Origin of the sequence: Cellulomonas sp. A375-1 (genome assembly GCF_001040865.1) — a bacterium.
Taxonomy (GTDB): Bacteria; Actinomycetota; Actinomycetes; order Actinomycetales; family Cellulomonadaceae; genus Cellulomonas; species Cellulomonas gelida.
The window spans coordinates 2635-3833 of sequence record NZ_LFKW01000110.1 but is presented as its reverse complement, the minus strand read 5'-3'; the positions used below and the strand labels follow the sequence as shown (position 1 = coordinate 3833).

Annotated in this window: 1 protein-coding gene; it reads right to left on the bottom strand. The window is 73.1% G+C overall.

Features of this window, described 5'->3' with window-relative positions:
- Positions 1-1087, bottom strand: a 1087-nt coding sequence (locus CWIS_RS19445) for an alpha-amylase family glycosyl hydrolase (RefSeq protein WP_048343454.1), incomplete at its 3' end; no start/stop codon positions are given.
- Positions 1088-1199 lie beyond the last annotated feature (112 nt).

Below are 1199 nucleotides of genomic sequence, written 5' to 3'. Positions count from 1 at the left end.
CCGGGTGCTCGTACAGCGCGGTTCCGTCGAACTGCGCGAGCGCCCACTCGTCCTTGGGGAAGTGGCCCGGCACCCAGTCGACGATCACGCCGATGCCCGCGCGGTGCAGCGTGTCGATCAGGTAGCGCAGGTCGTCGGGGTGGCCGAACCGTGAGGTCGCGGCGTAGTACCCGGTCACCTGGTAGCCCCACGACGGCGCGTACGGGTGCTCCGCGACGGGCAGCAGCTCGACGTGCGTGAAGCCCAGGTCCAGGACGTACTCGGTGAGCTGGTGGGCGAGGTCGCGGTACGACAGGCCCTGGCGCCACGAGCCGAGGTGCACCTCGTAGACCGACAGCGGGCCGTTGTGCGGGTCGGTCGCGGCGCGGGCCGCCATCCACTCGTCGTCGGTCCACGTGTAGGTGGACTCGACGACGACCGACGCGGTCGCGGGCGGGACCTCGGTGCCGCGGGCCATGGGGTCGGCCTTCTGGCGCCATGTGCCGTCGTGCGTGAGGATCTCGAACTTGTAGCGAGCGCCCGCGGTCACGGTGGGGACGAACAGCTCCCAGATGCCCGAGTCGCCGAGCGAGCGCATCGCGTGGGTCGCACCCTGCCAGTAGTTGAAGTCGCCGACGACGCGCACCGCGCGCGCGTTGGGCGCCCACACGGCGAACGACGTGCCGTGCACCTCGCCGAGCGTGCTCGGGTAGGTGCGCACGCGAGCGCCGAGCACGGTCCACAGCTCCTCGTGCCGACCCTCGCGGATGAGGTGACGGTCGAGCTCCTGGACGGTCGGCAGGAACCGGTACGGGTCGTCGGCGAGGGTCGTCGTGTCGCCGTACGTGACCTCGACGCGGTAGTCGGGCACGTCCTCGCCGGGGAGCACCGCGACCCAGATGCCGTCCTGCTCGTGCCGCGCGGGGACGCGGGTGTCGGGCGTGATCACGACGACCGAGTCGGCCAGCGGGCGCAGCAGCCGGATCGTCACGCCGCCGTCGCCGGGGTGCGGGCCGAGCACGCCGTGGGGGTCGTACCAGGAGCCGTGGGCGACGGCCCGCAACGTGTCGGGGTCGGCAGGTACGGGGGACGGGGCGGTCGCGCTCATGCGCCTAGCCAACCACCCCGCGGGGTGGCGCGCAGGGTTCCCCGCCGCATGACCTGCCCGGACGTCGCCGTGCGCCGACGCGGACCCGGTCGCTCAGTCGGGCGGCGCGGGT